General features: G+C 72.8%; 14 protein-coding genes. 3 read left to right on the plus strand and 11 right to left on the minus strand.

The features are described 5' to 3' along the window. Positions 1-4,867 (minus strand): pullulanase-type alpha-1,6-glucosidase (gene pulA / locus ACFP2E_RS04830; protein WP_378539284.1); only part of this gene is annotated, 4,867 nt, incomplete at its 3' end. Positions 4,868-5,085: 218 nt separating this feature from the next. Between pulA and ACFP2E_RS04835 the strand changes: the two genes are divergently transcribed. Further along, positions 5,086-6,336, plus strand: a complete 1,251-nt coding sequence (locus ACFP2E_RS04835) for a S1C family serine protease (protein WP_378521478.1) — start codon at positions 5,086-5,088, stop codon at positions 6,334-6,336. Between the two features lie 120 nt (positions 6,337-6,456). On the opposite strand, the gene ACFP2E_RS04840 is transcribed toward ACFP2E_RS04835, so the two are convergent. Continuing rightward, positions 6,457-10,068 (minus strand): M36 family metallopeptidase, encoded by a 3,612-nt coding sequence (locus tag ACFP2E_RS04840; RefSeq protein ID WP_378521479.1) that lies wholly within the window; start codon positions 10,066-10,068, stop codon positions 6,457-6,459. Positions 10,069-10,467: 399 nt separating this feature from the next. Between ACFP2E_RS04840 and ACFP2E_RS04845 the strand changes: the two genes are divergently transcribed. Beyond that, positions 10,468-11,046, plus strand: coding sequence for a GNAT family N-acetyltransferase (locus tag ACFP2E_RS04845; RefSeq protein ID WP_378521480.1), 579 nt, complete (start codon positions 10,468-10,470; stop codon positions 11,044-11,046). 21 nt (positions 11,047-11,067) lie between these two features. Here ACFP2E_RS04845 and ACFP2E_RS04850 read toward each other — a convergent pair whose 3' ends face one another. From ACFP2E_RS04850 to ACFP2E_RS04875, 6 genes are all read right to left on the minus strand, one after another. Beyond that, complete coding sequence (locus tag ACFP2E_RS04850) at positions 11,068-12,753, minus strand: ABC-F family ATP-binding cassette domain-containing protein (RefSeq protein ID WP_378521481.1); 1,686 nt, start codon at positions 12,751-12,753, stop codon at positions 11,068-11,070. 49 nt (positions 12,754-12,802) lie between these two features. Beyond that, positions 12,803-13,735, minus strand: coding sequence for a hypothetical protein (locus ACFP2E_RS04855; protein WP_378521482.1), 933 nt, complete (start codon positions 13,733-13,735; stop codon positions 12,803-12,805). A gap of 40 nt (positions 13,736-13,775) precedes the next feature. Next, positions 13,776-14,825, minus strand: coding sequence for an L-glyceraldehyde 3-phosphate reductase (gene mgrA / locus ACFP2E_RS04860; RefSeq protein ID WP_378521483.1), 1,050 nt, complete (start codon positions 14,823-14,825; stop codon positions 13,776-13,778). 43 nt (positions 14,826-14,868) lie between these two features. Next, complete coding sequence (locus ACFP2E_RS04865) at positions 14,869-15,216, minus strand: arsenate reductase ArsC (RefSeq protein ID WP_378521663.1); 348 nt, start codon at positions 15,214-15,216, stop codon at positions 14,869-14,871. Positions 15,217-15,290: 74 nt separating this feature from the next. Continuing rightward, entirely contained in the window at positions 15,291-16,010 is a 720-nt protein-coding gene (locus tag ACFP2E_RS04870) for an aquaporin (RefSeq protein ID WP_378521484.1), read from the minus strand. After that, positions 16,007-16,366, minus strand: coding sequence for a metalloregulator ArsR/SmtB family transcription factor (locus ACFP2E_RS04875; protein ID WP_378521485.1), 360 nt, complete (start codon positions 16,364-16,366; stop codon positions 16,007-16,009). The genes ACFP2E_RS04870 and ACFP2E_RS04875 overlap by 4 nt, the downstream gene beginning before the upstream one ends. A 291-nt stretch (positions 16,367-16,657) precedes the next feature. Here ACFP2E_RS04875 and ACFP2E_RS04880 point away from each other — a divergent pair, with 291 nt between their 5' ends. Beyond that, positions 16,658-17,395: a hypothetical protein gene (locus ACFP2E_RS04880; RefSeq protein ID WP_378521486.1), complete on the plus strand. Its 738-nt coding sequence runs from the start codon at positions 16,658-16,660 to the stop codon at positions 17,393-17,395. Between the two features lie 25 nt (positions 17,396-17,420). On the opposite strand, the gene ACFP2E_RS04885 is transcribed toward ACFP2E_RS04880, so the two are convergent. Genes ACFP2E_RS04885 through ACFP2E_RS04895 form a run of 3 tightly spaced genes read right to left on the minus strand, consistent with a single transcriptional unit; the run spans position 17,421 to position 19,795 of the window. Further along, positions 17,421-18,020, minus strand: a complete 600-nt coding sequence (locus tag ACFP2E_RS04885; RefSeq protein ID WP_378521487.1) for a class I SAM-dependent methyltransferase — start codon at positions 18,018-18,020, stop codon at positions 17,421-17,423. Next, a complete protein-coding gene (truA, locus tag ACFP2E_RS04890) occupies positions 18,013-18,846 on the minus strand; it encodes a tRNA pseudouridine(38-40) synthase TruA (protein WP_378521488.1) in 834 nt (277 codons plus the stop codon). Before truA ends, ACFP2E_RS04885 begins: the two co-directional genes overlap by 8 nt. A 25-nt stretch (positions 18,847-18,871) precedes the next feature. Beyond that, positions 18,872-19,795 carry a carbohydrate kinase gene (locus ACFP2E_RS04895; RefSeq protein WP_378521489.1) on the minus strand — a complete coding sequence of 308 codons (924 nt, stop codon included), beginning with the start codon at positions 19,793-19,795 and terminating at the stop codon, positions 18,872-18,874. Positions 19,796-19,831: the final 36 nt, after the last annotated feature.

Below are 19,831 nucleotides of genomic sequence, written 5' to 3' on the forward strand. Positions count from 1 at the left end.
CGGCCTGCTGGTCCGGGGTGCCGTTGACGCCGTCGCCGTTCGGGTCGGTCGCGAGGCCGGAGCCGAAGCCCTGGATCCGCGGGTTCTCGTCGAACGGCCCGCCGCCGCGCACGGCGTCGCGGAGCCGGTCGCTGAAGGAGCCGATGCCGGTGCCGGCCAGGTTCGGCTGGGTGGCCTGGACGAAGCGCCGGTCGTCGGCGACCTCGCCGAAGTTCCAGCCCTCGCCGTAGACGTAGACCGACTCGCCGTCGACGCCGTCCTCCTCGAGGGTGAGCCCGTCGAGGGCCTCGCGGAGGTTCTGCATGTTCTCCAGCGAGTGGTGGCCCATCAGGTCGAACCGGAAGCCGTCGACCTTGTAGTCCCGCGCCCAGGTGAGCACGGAGTCGATCATCAGCTTCTCCATCATGGCGTGCTCGGTCGCGGTGTTCTCGCAGCACGTCGACCGCTCGATGCGGCCCTGGCCGTCGAGCCGGTGGTAGTAGCCGGGGACGACCTTGTCGAGCACCGACTTCTCGGCCTGCCCGCTCGCGGCGGTGTGGTTGTAGACCACGTCCATCACGACCTGCAGGCCCGTGCGGTGCAGCCCCTGGACCATGCGGCGGAACTCCAGGGTCCGCCGCGCCCCGTCGGGGTCGGTGGCGTAGGAGCCCTCCGGGGCCGTGTAGTGGAACGGGTCGTAGCCCCAGTTGAAGCCGTCACGGGTGCGCACCTGCTCGACGCACTCCTGCTGCTCCTCGGAGGCCGGGCCGAACGAGCGCAGGTCGCACGGCGGCGCCGCCTGCTCGGAGCGTCGCTCGCGCACCGTGGCGATGTCGAACGCCGGCAGCAGGTGGACGGTGTTGAGGCCCGCGTCGGCCAGCTCGCGGAGGTGGGCCATGCCGTCGGTGCCGGGCCGAGCGAACGCGAGGTAGGTGCCGCGCTCCTCCTCCGGCACCGTGGTGTCGCCGATCGAGAAGTCGCGGACGTGCAGCTCGTAGACCACCCGGTCCTCGGGCTGCGCCACGGCCGGCGCGGCCGACGAGGCCCAGCCGGCCGGCACCAGCGCCCGGTCGTCGAGGTCGACGACCAGCGAGCGGGTCGAGTCGGCGGTGAGCGCCACCGAGTAGGGGTCCGTCACGAGGTTCTCCACGAACTCGCCCGCCGCCGGGGACAAAACCTTCACGGCGTACCGGTACTCGGCGCCGCGCCAGCCGCGGTCGCCCCGCACCGTCCAGGTCCCGTCGGCGCCGCGGCGCATCGGGACGCGCGAGCCGTCGACGACGGCGTCGACGTCCTGCGCCGTGGGCGCCCACACCGCGAGGCGGGGGCGACCGCCGCGCCAGCTCACGCCCAGCTCGCGGTCGGCGGCCTCGTCGGCGTACAGGTCGTCGAGGACTCCGGGCAGCTGGACGCCGGTGGCGTCGTGCAGCGTGCCGTCCGGGGAGTACGCCGCCACCGCGACCTGGCCGGTCAGGATCTCCGGCACCAGCCGCAGGTCGCGGTCGGCCAGCCGGAAGGCCGCGTAGCCGGCGAGGTGCGGGAAGTCGGCGACGACGTCGTCGGGCAGCCCCGCCGGGTCGTGCACGAGCCGCACCGACCTGCCTCCGGTGACCGCCTCGGCGTCAACGCCGAGGCCACCGTCGGCCGCCCAGTGGAGCCGGAAGAGGCGCTCGTCGGCGCCGTCCACGTCCCAGGCGAGCAGCCCCTCACGAAGCCAGTGGGCGCGCGCCTTCGACAGGTCGGGCGACCCGCCGGCCGCCCGGGTGGAGACGGTCAGCTGGTGGCTGGCCAGGTCGTAGCTGAAGACGACCTGCGCGTTCGCCGGGACGTCGAAGCCGATGTCGGCGCCGCCCGGCGCCCCGCCCTCGCCGTAGTTCTCGTCCCAGCTCTGGCCGTGGGTGACCTTGGTGGCGTAGCTGCCGGCCGGGATGGCGGAGGTGACGAAGGTGTAGGTGCCGTCGCCGTCGGGGTCCTGCAGCCAGCTGCGCAGGCAGTCGGGCTGCCAGTCGCCGGGGCAGCCGAGCTCGGACTGGAAGCTGCCCGCCGCGGTCACGACCGGACCGTTGGCGTCGGTGGTGATCCAGTGCGTGCCGTGGTCGTAGTAGAAGGTGACCTCGCGGGTGCTGTCGAGCTTCAGCCCGAGGTTGGGGCCGTTGGCGGCGCCGCCCTGGCCGTAGTTCTCGTCCCACGATCCGTCGATGGCGGCCTTGTACTCGTAGTCACCGGCGGGCAGGGTCACGGTCCGCTTCCAGACCTGGTCCTCGGGGTCGAGGACCAGCTGGGCCTCGGCGCAGTCGGGCTGCCAGTCGCCGGGGCAGCCGAGCTCGGAGTTGTGGCTGCCCGGCATGGAGACGGCGCCGGGCTGCGTCACCGGGCCGCCACCGCCGCCGCCGGGGTCGCCCGGCGCGGCGGCCGACTGGCCGACCGTGCCGTACGTCGAGGCCACCGAGCGGTTCCCGCTGCTGTCGGTGAGGACCGCGCGGTACTCCAGCAGCGACCCCTTCGCCAGGCCGCGGACGTCGTGGAAGACGCGGTAGGGCGCGTTGTCGTCGGTGCCGAGCACGGTCCAGTCGCGGGCGCCGACGTGGCGCCAGGCGAGCGTGACCTGGTTCAGCCCGCCCTCCGGGACGCCGACGGCGATCGGGGCGCGGCCGCCGACGGTGCCGCCCGGCGTCGGGCTCTCGAAGTGGAGGGCCGGGGCGTCGTCGCGACCGGCGAGCCGGCCGTCGGCCCGCCACACCACGGCCGACAGCGCCGGCACGGTGACCGTGGTGCGACCCTCGGCGTCGGCCTTCAGGCGCGCGTCCCGGGCGCCGCCGGCCGGCCACACCTGTCGGAAACCGGCTCGCGGCTGCAGCGTCTGCAGGGTCACGGTCTTCTCGGTGGGCGCGTTGTTGAGGGCGACCACGAACTCGCGGCGCTCGCGCCGGTCGATGCGGCTGAACGCGTAGACCCCGGCCTCGTTGCTGCTGTAGCGGTGCAGCTGCGCGCCGTCGGCGAGGGCCGGGTAGCGCTCACGCAGTGAGGCGAGGTCGCGCAGCGACCGGTAGAGCGGGTGGCTGCGGTCGAAGTTGGCCTGCGCCGTGGTGGCGTCGGTGCCGATGAGGTCGTCGTCGTTGTAGCTGGCGACGCTGCTGGCGAACATGTCCTGACGGGCGTCCTTGTCACCGCCGTCGCCGGTGAAGCCCTGCTCGTCGCCGTAGTAGACGACCGGCTGGCCGCGGGTGAGGTACATGAGCGCATGGGCCAGCCGGTCGCGCGCGAGCAGCTCGTCGCCGGAGAACTGGTCGTCGAGGAAGCCGCCGATGCGGCCCATGTCGTGGTTGCCCAGGAAGGTCGGCAGGGAGTAGGCGTTCGAGTCGGCGTCGGTGTACCAGTCGTCGGCGGCGAAGAAGTCGCGCAGCCGGGTGGTCGGCGCGCCCTTGGCGAAGCCCGTCCCGGCCCCCTGGAAGCCGAAGTCGAGAGTGGCGTCCATGCGACCCTCGGTCGTGTACTGCGACATGAAGGCGGCGCTGGAGTCGTAGACCTCGCCGAAGGCGAAGAAGTCGTCGTTGCCGACCTTGAGGGCGTGGTCGCGGATCGCCGGGGCGAACTCCTGCCAGAACTCCATGTCGACGTGCTTCACGGTGTCGATCCGGAAGCCGTCGATGCCGAAGTCGACCCAGGCGTTGTAGATGTCGACCATGCCGTCGACGACGTCGGGCTGCTCGGTGAAGAGGTCGTCGAGGCCGACGAAGTCGCCGTACGTCGACGACTCGCCGGCGAAGGTCGAGTCGCCGCGGTTGTGGTAGTTCGTCGGGTCGTTGAGCCAGGCCGGGACCTTGACCTGCTCGTCCGCCTCGCTGCGGAAGACCGGCGTGTAGGGGAACGACGTGGCCGGGTCGAGCTCGGGGAACTCGTCGGTGCCGGCGTAGTCGCGGTCGTCGAAGACGTTGCCGTCGGCGTCGCGGTAGGGGGCCTCGTCCTTGGAGACGTAGCCGTACCGCTGCTCCTCGTAGTCGATGACGTCCGCGGTGTGGTTGGTGATGATGTCGAAGAAGACCTTGATGCCGCGGGAGTGGGCGGCGTCGATGAAGGCCTCGAGCTCGGCGTTGGTTCCGAAGTGCGGGTCGATGCGGGTGAAGTCGGTGACCCAGTAGCCGTGGTAGCCGGCGCTGGCGTCCTGCCCCGCGCCCTGGACCGGTCGGTTCTTGAAGCTGGGGGTGAGCCAGATCGCGGTGGTGCCGAGGCCCTCGATGTAGTCGAGCCGGTCGGTGAGCCCGGCGATGTCGCCGCCGTGGAAGAAGCCCTTGTCGGCCGGGTCGAAGCCGTGCTCCATCCGGCCGCCGGTCACCCCGCCGCGATCGTTGGACGGGTCGCCGTTGGCGAACCGGTCGGCCATGACGAAGTAGAACCGCTCCCGGGTGAGCGGCGTGCGCAGCGAGCTCCCGGCCAGCGCCCGGTCGGCACCGGTCACGTCGCCGGACGGCAGCTCGGCCGGCGCGACGGCGACCCGGTGGGACTCGTCGTCGTAGCTGAGGGTCAGCCGGGCGTCGTGCTCGAGGTGGAGCGGGATGTCCGCGCCGCCGCCATCGGCACCGTAGGACTCGTCCCAGCTGCCGTCGAGCGCCACCTTCCAGGCGTAGCTGCCCGCCGGCACGGTGAAGGTGCCGGCCCAGGTGGTCCCGCCGTCGACCTGCTCGAGGTGGGTGGCCTCGCAGGGGGGTGACCAGTCCTCGGTGCAGCCGAGCTCCGACTGCAGGCTCCCGACCAGGGTGACCGAGGAGGGGGCGCCGCTGCCGGTGTGGTCCGCGTGCGCGGCCGGGACGAGGGCGGGGCTGACGAGGCTGCTGAGGGCCGTGGCGAGCGCGGCCATCAGGCCGGTCGCCGCGAGTGCGGACGTGCGCAAGCGTGTTCTCCCGAGATAGTGGCGCCACCGGAAAGGGGTGACGGGCGTCACCGTAGAGGGTCTGCAAGGCGCTTGGCCAGATCTGCAAGATCTTTCAATGGCCTCGCGCGGAGCGGGTGCCTGATCTTGCAGGCCGAGGCCGACGTCACACCCGGTTCTGAGCGCTCTCCCAGACCCGTCTCAGCCGCGTCACAGACCCGTCGGTCACTCTGGTGGACATGGACGACACGCGCATCGACCCGTTCGCCCCGCGCCCGCAGCAGCCGCAGGGAGGCGAGCAGTCCCCCCAACCGTTCAGCCAGCCGTTCAGCCAGCCGTTCACCCAGCCCCCCGCCCAGCCCCCGGCCGGCCCGGCGGGCCCCCGCCCGCAGCGGCGTGGCCCCTTCGTGGCCGCCGTGCTCTCGGCCTCGCTGCTCGTCGGAGGTGCCGCCGGCTTCGGCGGCGCCGCCGCCTGGGAGCAGTGGGGATCCTCCGACCCCGCGGTGGGCGGCGAGCCGACCCGCTCCCCCGTCGTCACGAGCGACGACACCCCCGCCGAGGAGGGCTCCGTCGAGGCCGTGGCCGCCGCGGTCCTGCCGTCGGTGGTCAAGATCAACGTCTCCGGCCCGCAGGGCAGCGGCTCCGGGTCGGGGATCATCCTCAGCTCCGACGGCGAGATCCTCACCAACGAGCACGTCGTGGGCGGCGCCGACGACGGCAGCCGGATCTCGGTGTCCTTCAACGACGGCAGCCGCGCCGCCGCCACCGTGGTCGGCAGCGACCCGCTCACCGACACCGCGGTGATCAGGGCCGAGGACGTCACCGGGCTGACCCCGGCGACGATCGGCAGCTCCGGCGCACTCGACGTCGGCCAGGAGGTCGTCGCCATCGGATCGCCGTTCGGGCTGGAGTCGACCGTCACCAGCGGCATCGTCAGCGCGCTGGACCGCCCGGTCAACGTGGGCCGCGGCAGCGACGGCAGCAGCACGACGTACCCCGCCATCCAGACGGACGCGGCCATCAACCCCGGCAACAGCGGTGGCCCGCTGGTCAACACCGCCGGCGAGGTCGTGGGCATCAACTCCTCGATCCGCACCGCGAGCAGCGGCCCGACCAGCGCCGGCTCGATCGGGCTCGGCTTCGCCATCCCGATCGACGACGTGCTGCCGATCGTGGAGCAGATGCGGGCCGGCGAGGAGCCGACGCACGCCCGCCTCGGCGTGACCGTCTCCGACGCGGTGCCGACCGGCGACGACCTCGGCGCCGAGGGCGCGCGCATCGAGGAGGTCGGCTCCGGCTCGACGGCCGAGGCCGCGGGCCTCGAGGCCGGCGACATCGTGACCCGCGTCGACGACCAGCCGGTCACCGGCGCGGACTCGCTGGTGGCGACCATCCGCTCCTACCGACCCGGCGACGAGGTCACGCTGACCTTCGTGCGCGGCGGCGAGGAGCGCGAGACGACGCTGGTCCTCGACTCGGACGCCGAGTGACCGGCAGCTGACCCCCAGGACACAGGACGTGCCCGCCCGCGCAGTGCGCGGACGGGCACGTCTCCCTGGAAGGTGCCGGCCCCAGGTCCCCCGACCCCGGGGCCGGCCGTCAGTGGCGGGTCAGCGGCGGCTGCCCTTCTTGCCGCCCTTCTTGCCCTTCTTGCCCTTCTTCCCCTTCTTGCCCTCGGTGCTCGTGCCGGGCTCGGTCGTGGGGGCGGTCGCCACCACGGGGCCGAAGACCTGCAGCTCCGCGATGCGGACCTGGTCGTACGGCGGCGAGAGCACCGCACGGTCGGGCGTCATCGACATGCTGTCGCAGTCGGGGTTGGAGAACACCGGGTCGTTGGACGGGTTCTTCTCACCCTGGTAGTCCGGGCCACCGGTGCACTGGCTGTTCCGCACCCGGATCCGGATGTGGGTCGCCTGCACGTCCTTGATGTCGAACCCGCGCAGGGTCAGGTCCGGCGCCGCCGGCCGCGGCCGGACGCCCGGGAAGGCGTCGGCGGCACTGCGGTAGACGATGTCGAACTCGGCCTCGTCGTCGGAGCAGCTGTTGCCCTCCTCCGTGATGTCGCAGGCCAGGATCTCGAACGAGCGCAGCGCCGAGAAGCGGCTCTGGCTGCCCGAGTCCTCGTTGGTGGCGTCCGTCGGACGGAGCGCCGCGCTGACCTGGACGTCGGTGACCATGATCGGGGTCTCGGACAGCTGCACCGTGACCTGGCGACCCTTGACCTGCTGACCCTCGCCGCGACCCTCGCTCGCGGTGCCGTCGGACTCCAGCGAGGCCCAGTTCGTGGTCTCGGTGTCGTCGATCAGGCTGGCGAGGTTGATGCCGTCGCCAGAGGCGGTGGCACCGTTGGCGGCCGACGCGAGGTTCTTGCGCATCGGCACGCTCACCACGCGGTTCTCACCGGGGGCGAACGTCTCGGTGAGACGCACGGCGCCGTAGCCGGGGGCCGTCACGAGGAAGTCGTACTTGCCCGGCACGAACTGCACCTTGTCGCCGGTGGCCGTCTCCGGGTCGGTGTCGGCGGTCGGGGTGACCCGAGCCTCGTAGACGCCGGTGTAGACGGTCATCTTCTCCGGCACGCCGCCGCCGACGTCCTTGGCGGCGAAGGTGACGGTGGCCTCGTCGCTCGACAGCGGCGAGGACCAGCCCGGGATCGGGTCACGGTCGTCGACGCCGTTGGAGGAGGCGTTCTCGCCCATGCCCCGCTTGGCGAACACGCGCCACATCTCGGCCTGGTTGGCGCCGTTGAAGCGCAGCCGGTCGGCGGCCAGCATGGCGTCGCGCGAGTCGAGCATCGTCGACCCGGCCGGCGTCAGCAGGAAGCCGTCGAACATGATCTGCGCCCAGCGGCGGTTGCCCGGGCACTGCTCGGCGGGCAGCACGCCCTCGGCGCACTTCAGCTGCAGCGCGGCGTCCGAGGACGGGAACTGCGCGTCGTACTTGGCGTTCAGAGCCTCGGAGATGTCGAAGTTGGTCGCACTCCAGATCTCACCGTCGGCGTGCGGCGAGGTGGAGCCGTTGCCGTCATAGCCGAGGTTCGAGTAGTTGAGCGGGCTCTTGTTCATCCCGTAGTTGCGGATGCCGCGCTCCTTGTTGCCGGAGACGTACGGCGCCAGCGCGTAGGGGTTGGCCCCCTCGCCGGTGCTGATCCCGTAGCCGCGGAAGTACTCCGCGAAGATCAGGTCCGACCAGCTCTCCGACTGGCCCTGGGTGCTGCCGGTGCCGGTGTCGGGACCGGCCACCATCCGGTTGCTGATGGCGTGGCCGTACTCGTGGGCGACCACGGCCATGTCGTAGGCACCGTCGGTGCAGGCGGCGTAGAAGGCGCCGGCGAGCGGCTGCCAGAGGTACTGGTTGGTGATCGGCGCGATGCCGTCCTGCAGCGTGATCTGGTTGGCGTTGTCACGGCCGTTGAAGGTGCGGCGACCCGCCTGGGCGTTGCCGACCTCCGGGTCGTTCTCGCGCGCCGGACCGGTGTTGCCGAAGTTCGACACCTGCAGGTTGGAGTTCCGCTCGGTGAAGCCGAGGAAGTAGCTCCAGTCGTGCATGCGGTTGTGCATCACGAACAGGTTGGCCGTCGAGGCGTCGTCGTCGTTGCCGCCCGGCTTGTCGAACGACGTGGGGTCGCAGCTGGACTTGTACCAGGTGTTCTGCCACGGGTAGTCGTAGCGACGGTCGGCGCTGAAGGGCCGCTGCACCACGGTGTCGGGGGTCAGGTAGCTGACCTCGGAGATCGCGGTGGTGGCGTTGTTGCCCATCGTGGTGAACGTCGGGAGGTTCGGCACGAGGACGTCCCACGGCACCCGCGAGGCGGTGTTGGCCTGCTCCTCGTCGCAGTCCTCCGCGTCGGAGAACCAGCACCACAGCTGACGGGTGTCGGCGTCGGGCGCGGCCGAGTCGGTGAAGTTCGGGTTGGCCGGGAAGACCATCCACCGCGGCATCTGCACCTCGGTGCCGGCCGCGGGACCCGTCGCGAACGCGCCCGCGTAGCCGATGGAGCCGGCCGCCGGCGTGAACTCGCAGACCTCGACGAAGTAGTCGCCGGCCGGCACGCCGCCGCCCGGGGACCAGGTGAGCACCTCGGGGCTGGCGAGCAGGTCCTGGGAGGCCACGGGCGAGGCCTTGCCGGCCCGGTAGAGGTTGACGGTGATGTCGTCGTCCACCCCGTTCGGCATGGTCGCCGCGACGCTGACCGTGATCTGGCCGGTGCCGCCGGAGACGGCGTACGGGCCGTGGCGGTCGGCCTGCGGGGTGCAGGCGCCGGCGTCGGCGGTCGATCCGGAGAAGGTCTGGCCGCCCGGGGCCGCCGCCTTCGGCGCCGCGGTGGGCATCGTCATCCCCGAGGCGAGGTGGTCGACGCGGTTGTCGCGCACCCACACCTTGCCGGTCTCGGCGTCGACGAAGCTGATGAACGCAGCGGGGTGGCCGTGCCCACCCTCATCCGCGTGGTCGTCGGTGTGGTCGGCCTTGAGCAGCGTGGTCTCCCAGACCAGGCGGACGCCGTCGTTCGGCGTCGGCAGCGCCATCAGGCGTGCGCGCTGCACGTCGTGGCTGCCGACGGCCTCGAACGTGGCCCACGGGCCCTCGGTGCCGGCCGCGGTGAGCTTGCCGAGGTCGAGCCCGACGTCCTTGGCGGCCGCGGTGAGCGCGGCGACGGCGTCGAGCTTCTGCGACCCGGAGACGGTCTCGTCACCGGTCACCGACGAGGACACCCAGGCGACGCGGCCGTCGCGCTGGACGCCGACGGTCAGCAGGCCGTCGTTGCCGGCGACCAGGTCGCCGAAGGTCTGGCGGAACGTGACGACGTGGGCGACGTCGGGGTTCTGGACGGACTTGCCGTCGCGGGCGCGGACCAGGTCCGGCGTGTCGTAGAGCGGGGAGTCGCCCACGACCTCGAGCGAGGCGATGGCGTCCGACGAGAGCCGGAACAGGTCGGCGTGGTCCTGCACGAAGCCGCGCGCGACGTCGACGGCCTTCCCCTGCCGGGCCTCGGAGAGGTAGCCCTGGCGGTTGAATAGCACGTGCGGCGTGCCGAACTTGGTCCAGCGGACGGCGTCCGCACCGAGGTCGGCGGCGAGCGCGCGCTGCGCGGCGGTCGGCTCGACGAGGCCCTCGCGGGCGTCGAGGTTCCCGACCCGCTCCTCACCCTCACCCTGGAAGGAGAAGGTGACGCCGTCGAGGTTCGGCTGGGTGGGCTCCTCGCCGGAGGCGGGCAGCCCCACGGCGAGCATGCTCAGGCCGAGCGCGGAGCCGACGAGGAGGGAGGCCCTCCGTCGGCGGGATGGTGTCCCGAGGGGTGGTAGCACGGAGGTTCCTCCTTGACGCCGACGATCCGCCGGCGCGTCCTTGCGGCGGGGGTACGCCGCGTCACTGGGGGTCTGACCACGCACGACAGGACGCGGGTACGCCGAGTCGCACGACCGGCACAACGAGTCGACGTGTTCCGGGTCACGCCCTGGTCTGCACCACTCCTGCCGGGGCGCGTGCGCTACAGGGGGCGCGAAGGGAGACAGTTCGTGACGTTCGGGTCGTGAATCCGCGCGCCGGACGACCCGAACGTCACGAGCTATCCGTGTCGGGCACCGCTGGACGTCGGGCCGGGGCCGCGCCACGATGCGGTCGTGACCGTCCGCATCGTTCCCGCCGCGCCCGGCACCTGGCCCCACGTCCGCCGTGTCCTGGAGACGCCCGGCGACCCCGAGGTGTGCTGGTGCCAGGTCTTCCGCGTTCGCCGCGACGACTGGGACGCGAGGCCGGTCGAGCGGAACCGGGCCGACCTCGAGGCCCTGGTCGGCGGTCCGCACACCCCGGGCCTGCTGGCGTACCTCGACGACGCGCCGGTTGCCTGGTGCGGCGTGGCGCCGGTCGCCGAGCTGGCGCGCACGACGACCGCCGAGAACTTCCTCGCGGCCAGGCCCGCAGGCGAGGACCTGACCGGACGCTGGGCGGTGACCTGCTTCGTCGTACGACCCGAGGCGCGCGGCCGCGGCCTGCTGCCGCTGCTGCTGGCAACCGCGGTGGATCACGCACGCGCCGAGGGCGCGACCAGCCTCGAGGGCTACCCGCTCGACCCGCAGCGGGCCGACGAGGTCGGACCGACCGAGCTCTTCGCCGGGACCCTCCGGCACTTCGAGGAGGCCGGGTTCAGGGCCGTCGCGCCACTGGGGCCGCTCCGCACGCTCGTGGTCCGGGACCTCTGAGGACGCGACGAGGAAGCGAGGTCAGCGGGCGCGGGCGACCCGGCCCTCGTCCCAGACCGGCTGGGGCGTCTCGTACACGGTGCCGTCGGCGCCGTAGACGAGGAACCGGTCGAAGCCTCGGGCGAACCAGCGGTCGTGGGTGACGGCGACGACCGTCCCCTCGAACGCCTCGAGCCCCTCCTCGAGCGCCTCGGCCGACTGCACGTCGAGGTTGTCCGTCGGCTCGTCGAGCAGCAGCAGCGTCGCGCCCGACAGCTCGAGCAGCAGGATCTGGAAACGGGCCTGCTGCCCGCCGGACAGCGACTCGAACCGCTGCTCGGCGGCGTGCGCCAGCTCGTAGCGGTCGAGCACGCGGCTCGCCTGCTCGCGGCCCATGCCGTCGCGGTGCTCGTCCCCCCGGTGCAGGATCTCGACGAGGGTGCGCCCGATGAGCTCTGGGTGCTCGTGGGTCTGCACGAACCAGCCGGGGCGGACCCGGGCGCCGAGCTTGGCCCTGCCGGTGTGGCGGACCGGCTCGATCGCCACCTCCCCCACGGGCTGGTGCTCGACGTCGGGGTCGCTGCCGCCGGCCGCGAGCAGCCGCAGGAAGTGCGACTTGCCGGAGCCGTTGCTGCCGAGCACCGCGACCCGCTCGCCGTACCAGACCTCGAGGTCGAAGGGCAGCATCAGCCCGGTGAGCTCGAGCTGCTCGCACACGACGGCCCGCTTCCCGGTGCGGCCGCCCTTGAGCCGCATCCGCACCTGCTGCTCGCGCGGCTGCTCGGTCGGCGGCCCCGCCTCCTCGAACTTCCGCAACCGGGTCTGGGCCGCCTGGTAGCGGCTGGCGAGGCCGTCGTTGTAGGCCGCCTTCTGCTTGAGCATCAGCACCAGCGCCTTGAGCTTGGCGTGCTCCTCGTCCCAGCGGCGGCGCAGCTCCTCGAAGCGCAGGAACCGCTCCTTGCGCGCCTCGTGGTACGACGCGAACCCGCCGGGGTGCGTCCACACCAGGTTGCCGGCGCTGCCGAGCTCGACCGTGACCACGCGGGTCGCGGTGTTGGCGAGCAGCTCGCGGTCGTGGCTGATGTACAGAATCGTCTTGGCGGACTCCCGGATCCGCTCCTCGAGCCAGACCTTGCCGGGGACGTCGAGGAAGTTGTCGGGCTCGTCGAGCAGCAGCACCTCGTCGGGTCCGCGCAGCAGGTACTCCAGCACCAGCCGCTTCTGCTCGCCGCCGGAGAGGGTGCGCAGCTCGCGGTACTTCGCGCGCTCGAAGGGCACGCCCAGCCCGGCCATGGTGCACACGTCCCAGGTGACCTCGAGGTCGTAGCCGCCGGCGTCGGCGTACTCGGCCAGCGCCTCGGCGTACCGCATCTGCGACTTCTCGTCGTCGGTCTCCATGAGGACGCGCTCGCAGCGGTCGACGTCGGCGGCCGCGGCCCGCACCCTGGGCGGTGACACCGACAGCAGCAGGTCGGCGACCGTCGGCGCCTCACCGAGGCCGGCGCCGACCATCTGCCGCATCACGCCGAGCCCGCCGGAGCGGGTGACGACACCCGCGTGCGGCTGGAGCTCGCCGGTGACGATGCGCAGCAGGGTCGTCTTGCCGGCGCCGTTGGCGCCGACGAGCGCGACCTTGGCACCCTCGCCGACCCGGAACGAGACGTCGTCGAGCAGCACCCGACCGTCGGGCAGCTCGTACCTCACACCGGCAACGTCCACGTGTCCCACGAACGACGATTGTCCGCCACCCACCCCGTCCGCCGCATCCGGGTTTAGCTCAGCGCAGGTTGCCCCAGGGTGAGCCGAGCAGCTCGAGCAGCCGGTCCGTCGGCTGGTGGTAGGTCACCCCACCGGTGGCCGCCGTCATCACGTGGTGCTCGCCGCACCGGCCGTTGCGGACCCGCGCGTACTCGCCGCCGTCGGCCAGCAGCAGGATGACCTCGGAGTCGGGCTCGTGGCAACGCAGGAGCGCGCCGCGGCCGCGCGGCGCAGCCTCGACCGCCCGGCGCACCGCGTCCGACCCGGCCGCCGAGAGGTCACGCGACTCGGCGAGCCAGTAGGACGCCTCCGAGCCGAGCGGGGCCGACGCGTACCGGCAGATCGTGAGCGGCCCGTCGACCTGGTCCGGTCCGGAGAGGTCGGTGTTCGCACGGATCGCGGTGAGGCAGCCCCGGCTGTCGACGTCCAGGCCGTCGCGGACGGAGGCGAGGACCTCCTCGGCGAGCGCCTTCGTCGGGGCGACGACCTCGACCCCGACGTGCTCGCCGACGAACGTCCCGGCCCAGGATCCCGCCGGGTAGCGGTCCGACCCCTTCGGCACCTCACGTGGCTCGACGGACCAGGGATCCTCGACGCCCGGCTCGAAGAACCGGGCGCCGGCGCCACGATGCGGGTTGCACAGGATCAGGGCCCGGATGCCCTCGGGCCGCTCGACGACCGGGTCGCGAGGGTCGGCGCCCCTGGCCATGCACCACGGGCTGGGCGGGTCCAGCTCCCACGCGGCGGGCACGAGGACCTCGAGGTCGCGCCAGGACTCCGCCCGCCACCCGTCGGCAACCTCACGCGCTTCAGCCGCCGGGCCGCGCGCCACGGCCGGGTCGTCGCCCACGGCCGGGTCGTCCCTGCAGCCCGTCAGCATCAGGGTCAGCGGCAGCAGCACCGCCGCAACGACACCCATCCGGCCACGCACGCGCTCTCCCCCGTCCTCCATGCCGGTCCGACGTCCCCCGCGACCGCGTGGTTCCCGAGGCTCAGTCCTGGGTCTGCTTCGCCCAGAGGTTGATGCCCGCCTCGACGGCGTCCTCGTCGATCGCCCGCAGCTCGTCGTCGGTGAACGCGGGCCCGGAGATCGCGTCGAGGTTGGTGTCGAGCTGCTCCACGGAGGAGGCACCGATGACCGCCGAGGTCACCCGCGGGTCGCGCAGCACCCACTGCAGCGCCATCTGCGCGAGCTTCTGACCGCGGCCCTGGGCGATCTCGTTGAGGCGACGCACGTGGCGCAGCGTCTGCTCGCCGAGGTGGTCGCCCGGGATGGTCGAGTCCGACCGCGCCGCCCGGGAGTCCTGCGGGACGCCGTCGAGGTAGCGGTCGGTCAGCAGCCCCTGCGCCAGCGCGGTGAAGACGATGCAGCCCATCCCCTGCTGCTCGAGCTCGTCGAGGAGGTCCTCCTCGATCCAGCGGTTGAGCAGGGAGTACGACGGCTGGTGGATGAGCAGCGGGGTGCCGAGGTCGCGGGCGATGGTGGCGGCCTCGCGGGTCTTCGCCGCGGAGTACGACGAGATGCCGGCGTACAGAGCCTTGCCCTGCCGCACGGCGTGGTCGAGCGCCATCATCGTCTCCTCGACGGGCGTCTCGGGGTCGAAGCGGTGGCTGTAGAAGATGTCGACGTAGTCGAGCCCCATGCGCGCCAGTGACTGGTCGAGCGAGGCGAGCACGTACTTCCGCGAGCCGCCGCCCTGCCCGTAGGGGCCGGGCCACATGTCCCAGCCGGCCTTCGTCGAGATGATCAGCTCGTCCCGGTAGGGCTTGAAGTCGTCGGCGAGGTAGCGTCCGTAGTTCTCCTCCGCGCGGCCGTAGGGCGGTCCGTAGTTGTTGGCGAGGTCGAAGTGCGTGACCCCGCGGTCGAAGGCGCGGCGCAGGATCGCGCGCTGGGTCTCCTCCGGGCGGTCGTCGCCGAAGTTCTGCCACAGGCCCAGCGACAGGACCGGCAGCTTCAGCCCGCTCCGGCCGGTGAAGCGATACTCCATGCCTCCCGCGTCGGTGCTGCGGTAGCGGTCGGCGGCGGCCTCGTACGTCGTCATGGCGACAGCCTGCCACCCGGCGGGTAGCGCGCCCGCGCGGGCGTCAGTCCGTGAGCAGCTCGCCCAGCAGCTTCTCGACCCGGCCCCGGATCTCGTCCCGGATGGGGCGCACCGTCTCGATGCCCTGGCCCGCCGGGTCGGACAGCTGCCAGTCCTCGTAGCGCTTGCCGGGGAAGACCGGGCAGGCGTCGCCGCAGCCCATGGTGACGACGACGTCCGACTCCTGGACGGCCTCGGTGGTGAGCACCGTCGGGACGGCCGCGGTGATGTCGATGCCTTCCTCCGCCATCGCCTCGACAGCCACGGGGTTGATCGTGTCGGCGGGCGCCGAGCCGGCGGAGAGCACCTCGACGCGGTCGCCGCCGAGGTGGCGCAGGAAGCCGGCGGCCATCTGGGAGCGGCCGGCGTTGTGGACGCAGACGAACAGGACGGTGGGGCGGGCAGCGGAGCTGGCGGAGGGGGTGGTCACCGGTCGGCCTTTCGGGGGCTGGCTGTGTGGCTGGCGGCCTGGCTGGGGGTGTGGCCGGGGACGAGGACGGGGTAGAGCAGCCGGACGAGCCCGAGGGCGAGCACGCCGCCGACGAGCTGCATGAGAAGGAAGGCCGGCGCCGAGCCGGGCGCGATGCCGGCGAAGGTGTCCGACAGGGTGCGGGCGACGGTCACGGCCGGGTTGGCGAAGCTGGTCGAGCTGGTGAACCAGTACGCCGCGGCGATGTAGCCGCCGACGGCGTACGCCACCGTGTCGACGCGGCCGGACCGGATGGTGCCGAAGACGACCAGCACCAGGCCGAGCGTGGCCACCGCCTCGGCGAGCCACAGGTGGCTCCCGCTGCGCTGGGTGGTGGCGAGCGACACCGCATCGAGGTCGAACATCAGGTTGGCCAGGACGGCGCCCACGCACCCGCCCACCACCTGCGCCGGCACGAGGGTGACGAGGTCCCGCGTGGTGATCAGTCCCAGCGCCCGCTCGACCAGCGTGACCACGGGGTTGAACGACGCCGACACCGGCTGCAGCGCGAGGATCAGCGCGACCAGCACGGCCCCGGTGACGAGGCTGTTCTGCAGCAGCTGCAGACCCACGTCGTCCGGGGACAGCCGGGTGGCGGCGATGCCGGAGCCGACGACGGCCATGACGAGGAACGCGGTGCCGACCAGCTCGGCTCCCGCGCGGCGCGCGACGGTCACCTCGCGACCGACCCGAGCAGGCTGGAGATGTCCTCGAGCACCCGGGGAGCCACGCGGTAGTAGACCCACACGCCCCGCTTTTCACGGTCGAGCAGGCCGACCTCGTGCAGCACCTTGAGGTGGTGGCTGATGGTCGGCTGCGACAGCTCGAACGCGTCGTTGAGGTCGCAGACGCAGGCCTCGCCGCCGGCGTGCGAGGCGACCATCGAGAGGAGCCGCAGCCGCACCGGGTCCGCGAGCGCCTTGAGCAGCGGCGCGATCCGCTCGGCGGTGGCGGCGTCCATCGGCGCGGCGGTCAGCGGCGTGCAGCAGGCCACCGCCTCCACCGGCGTCAGCTCGATCCAAGACTTCGACATACGTCGATATTGACAGAGTCCGATGTCTCGCGCCATCTACGACATAGATGTCTGTCCATATCTACTCATTGGGTCCCCCGAGGTCGGCAACCAGGCCGCTCCGGCCTGCTGCTGACCGGCGACAGACCGACCCGCGTCCGGCCGTGACCCGGGGCCCCCTCCGTCGTTTGGAGCGCGGGCAGGCACAGGACCTGCCCGCGACCACGACGAGAAGGGGGCCGGGTGCGTTTCGGACGGGCAGGACTTCAGCGAGGACTCGGGACGGCGCTGACGGGCGCACTGGCTGCGGCAGTGGCGGCGATCGTCCTGACACCCACCTCGGCGACCGGGGTCGGTGACGACCCCGAGGTCAGCGGCGAGGCGAGCGCGTGCATGGCGCCGCAGCCGGGGCGGTTCATCGATGAGGCACCTGCGGCAGCAGCACCCGAGGTCCCGGTGATCGCCGAGGAGACGTCGATCCACTGGACCCGCGCGACTCGGTCCCTCACCTACGGCCAGGGCGGGCTGCTCGAGGGCCAGGTCGTGACGGACGACGGCGCGGTCCCGGACGCCGCGGTGGACCTCTACGCCCGCCCGGTCGGCAAGAAGCGGTGGACGCTGATCGCGTCCACGCGTTCCGACGACGAGGACGCCGTCTTCCGCTTCGAGTGCCTGCGGCCGGAGAAGACCACCAGCTACAAGGTCGTGCACGAGTCCAGCGGTCTCTACGGCCGCTCCGCGGCCGAGCGCCGGATCTCGGTGCGCCGCCACCTCCCGGACGAGATGCGGCAGGTCGGCCCGACGGTCTTCACGCTGCGGGGCCGCGTCCTGCCGGGCTACGACGGCAGGGTCCGGCTGCAGCGGCGCGACTGCGAGGAGTGCGCGTGGTCGACGGTGCTCCGCACCGCCACCCGCAACGGGACCTCGTGGCAGTTCACGTTCGACGTCGCCGCGCGTCGCGGCGCGATGTGGTTCCGAGCGATGGTCCCGGCGGGCGACGGCTACGCCCGCAGCTTCGGCGACCACGTCTGGCCGATCACGGTCGAGTGAGCCCCGACGCGGCGGCCCGACGGGCTCAGTCCCCGGGCCGCCGCGTCTCCAGCACCCGGAACCCCTTGGCGCTGGCCAGCCGGGTCGTCGGGTAGCCCTGCTCGCCCAGCCAGCGCTGCAGCGAGTCGCCGCCGAGGTACTTCCCCACGACCATGACGGCCCGACCGCCGGGCACCAGCCTCGGCAGCCACCGCAGCAGCAGGTCGTGGAGCGCCTCCTTGCCGATCCGGATCGGCGGGTTCGACCAGATCTCGTCGTACGTCGCGTCGGCGGCGACCGCGCCGGGGGTCGCCGCGCGGAACCGGTCGGCGAGCCCGAGGGCGGCGGCGTTCTCGTTGGCGAGCAGCACCGCGCGCTCGTTGACGTCGACGCCCGTGACGTCGGCCGCTCCGGCGCGGGCGATGGCCAGGCCGATGACGCCGTAGCCGCAGCCGAGGTCCAGGATCCGCCCGGACGCCGGCGGCTCGGTCTCGCGGAAGAGCACCGACGTGCCGATGTCGAGCCGCCCCTTGCTGTAGACGCCGGAGCCGCTCACCAGGTCCAGCCGGTTCCCCCACACCTCGCAGGTGAAGGGCTCGCGCGAGAACGGCGCCGCGGGGTCGGCGCTGAAGTAGTGGTCAGACATCGGCGTCCCTCCGGGCGCGGGTGCGGTCGGCCCGCGCGGCGAGCTCGTCGTCGGCGGGGTAGGCGACCTCCTCGAGCGTCAGCCCGTGGGCGTGCACGACCGTCACCGACGGGTCGCGGGTCTCGGCGCGCAGGATCTCCCCCGCCCAGGAAGGCGGACGACGGCCCTCCCCCACGGCGAGCAGGCAGCCGACCAGCGCCCGGACCATGCTGTGGCAGAACGCGTCGGCCCGCACCCGGGCGACCGCGAGGCCGGCGTCGTCGCGCGTCCACGAGAGCTCCTCGAGGGTGCGGATGGTGGTCGCGCCCTCGCGCCGCTTGCAGAAGGACGCGAAGTCGTGCTGCCCGACGAGCGCCGTCGCCGCCTCGTTCATGGCGTCGAGGTCGAGCGGGCGGGACCACGCCAGCACGTGGCGCCGGACCAGCGGGTCGACGGTGGCGGGCCGGTCGGCGACCCGGTAGGCGTAGCGCCGCCACAGCGCGGAGAAGCGGGCGTCGAACCCGTCCGGTGCCTCGACAGCACGGCGTACCCGGACGTCGGGCGGGAGGATGCCGTTGAGCCGGCGCAGCAGCGCCTCGAGCGGCGGGTCCGTGGACCGCCCGGCCGAGGCGGCCAGCGCCTCCGGCTCAACGTCCGCGTGCACCACCTGGCCGCGCGCGTGCACGCCGGTGTCGGTGCGGCCGGCGCACACGACGCCCACCCCGGGGACCCGCAGTGCCGTGGCCAACGCGGTCGCGAGGGTGCCCTCGACGGTGCGCAGCCCCGGCTGGGCCGCCCATCCGTGGAAGTCGGTGCCGTCGTAGGCGAGGTCGATCCGGAGCCGCACGGACGACCATTGTTCCAGCAGCGGCTCAGGGGAGCTCGTGGCGGTACGGCGGGTCCGCGCCCGGCCGCGACACGGTGACGGCCGCAGCCCGGGCCGCGTGGTGGAGGAAGCCCTCGATCTCGTCGCGGGTGAGGTCGCGCAGCGCCTCCCGCCGGTCGGCACCCAGGTAGCCGGCCTCCCACAGCGCGTCGATGAGCGCGGCGCCGAAGGTGTCGCCGGCGCCGATGGTGTCGGCGACCTCGACGGGTCGCGACGCCACCTCGACCGAGTGGCTGTCGGCGACCCAGAACGCGCCCTCACCGCCGCGCGTGACGACGACCGCCACGGGGCCCAGCGTCAGCAGCCGCTGGGCGGCGGTGACGAGGTCGAGCTGCGGGTAGAGGGCCTCGAGGTCCTCGTCGGAGGCCCTGACCAGGTCGGCGACGCCGGCCATCCGCTCGACCCGGTCGAGCAGGTCGGGCCCGGTTCCGGTGATCGCCGGGCGGGCGTTGATGTCGTAGGTGACGGTCGCGGACTCGCGCAGCCGCTGCAGCAGGTCGTGCACGTCGTCGGCGCCGGGCATCAGCACCGCGCCCAAGGAGCATGTGTGCACGACGACCGGCGCGGGATCGGTCCCGACCGGGTTGAGCCGCCACTCGAGGTCGAACTCGTAGTCCGCGGCACCGTCGACCCCGATCGTCGCCTCGGCCGTCGACGTCCGCTCGATCGCGCCCGGGTCGGTGGCCAGCTCCACCCCCGCCGACTCCAGGTGGTCCGCGATGAGGCGCCCCCGCTCGTCGTCGGCGTAGCTGGTCGCGAACCGCACGGTGCGCCCCAGCCGGGCCAGCGCGACGGCCACGTTGGCGGCGCTCCCCCCGGCGTACTCCTTGATGTCGCCGTCGGCGGGGTTGACGATGTCGACGAGCGACTCGCCGACGACGAGGGCGACGGGATCCTGTGGGGCTGCCATGGGAAGTCTCTACCGCATCCGGCCAAGCGGCGGTAC

Source organism: Nocardioides sp. GCM10027114 (assembly GCF_042659625.1).
Classification (GTDB): domain Bacteria; phylum Actinomycetota; class Actinomycetes; order Propionibacteriales; family Nocardioidaceae; genus Nocardioides.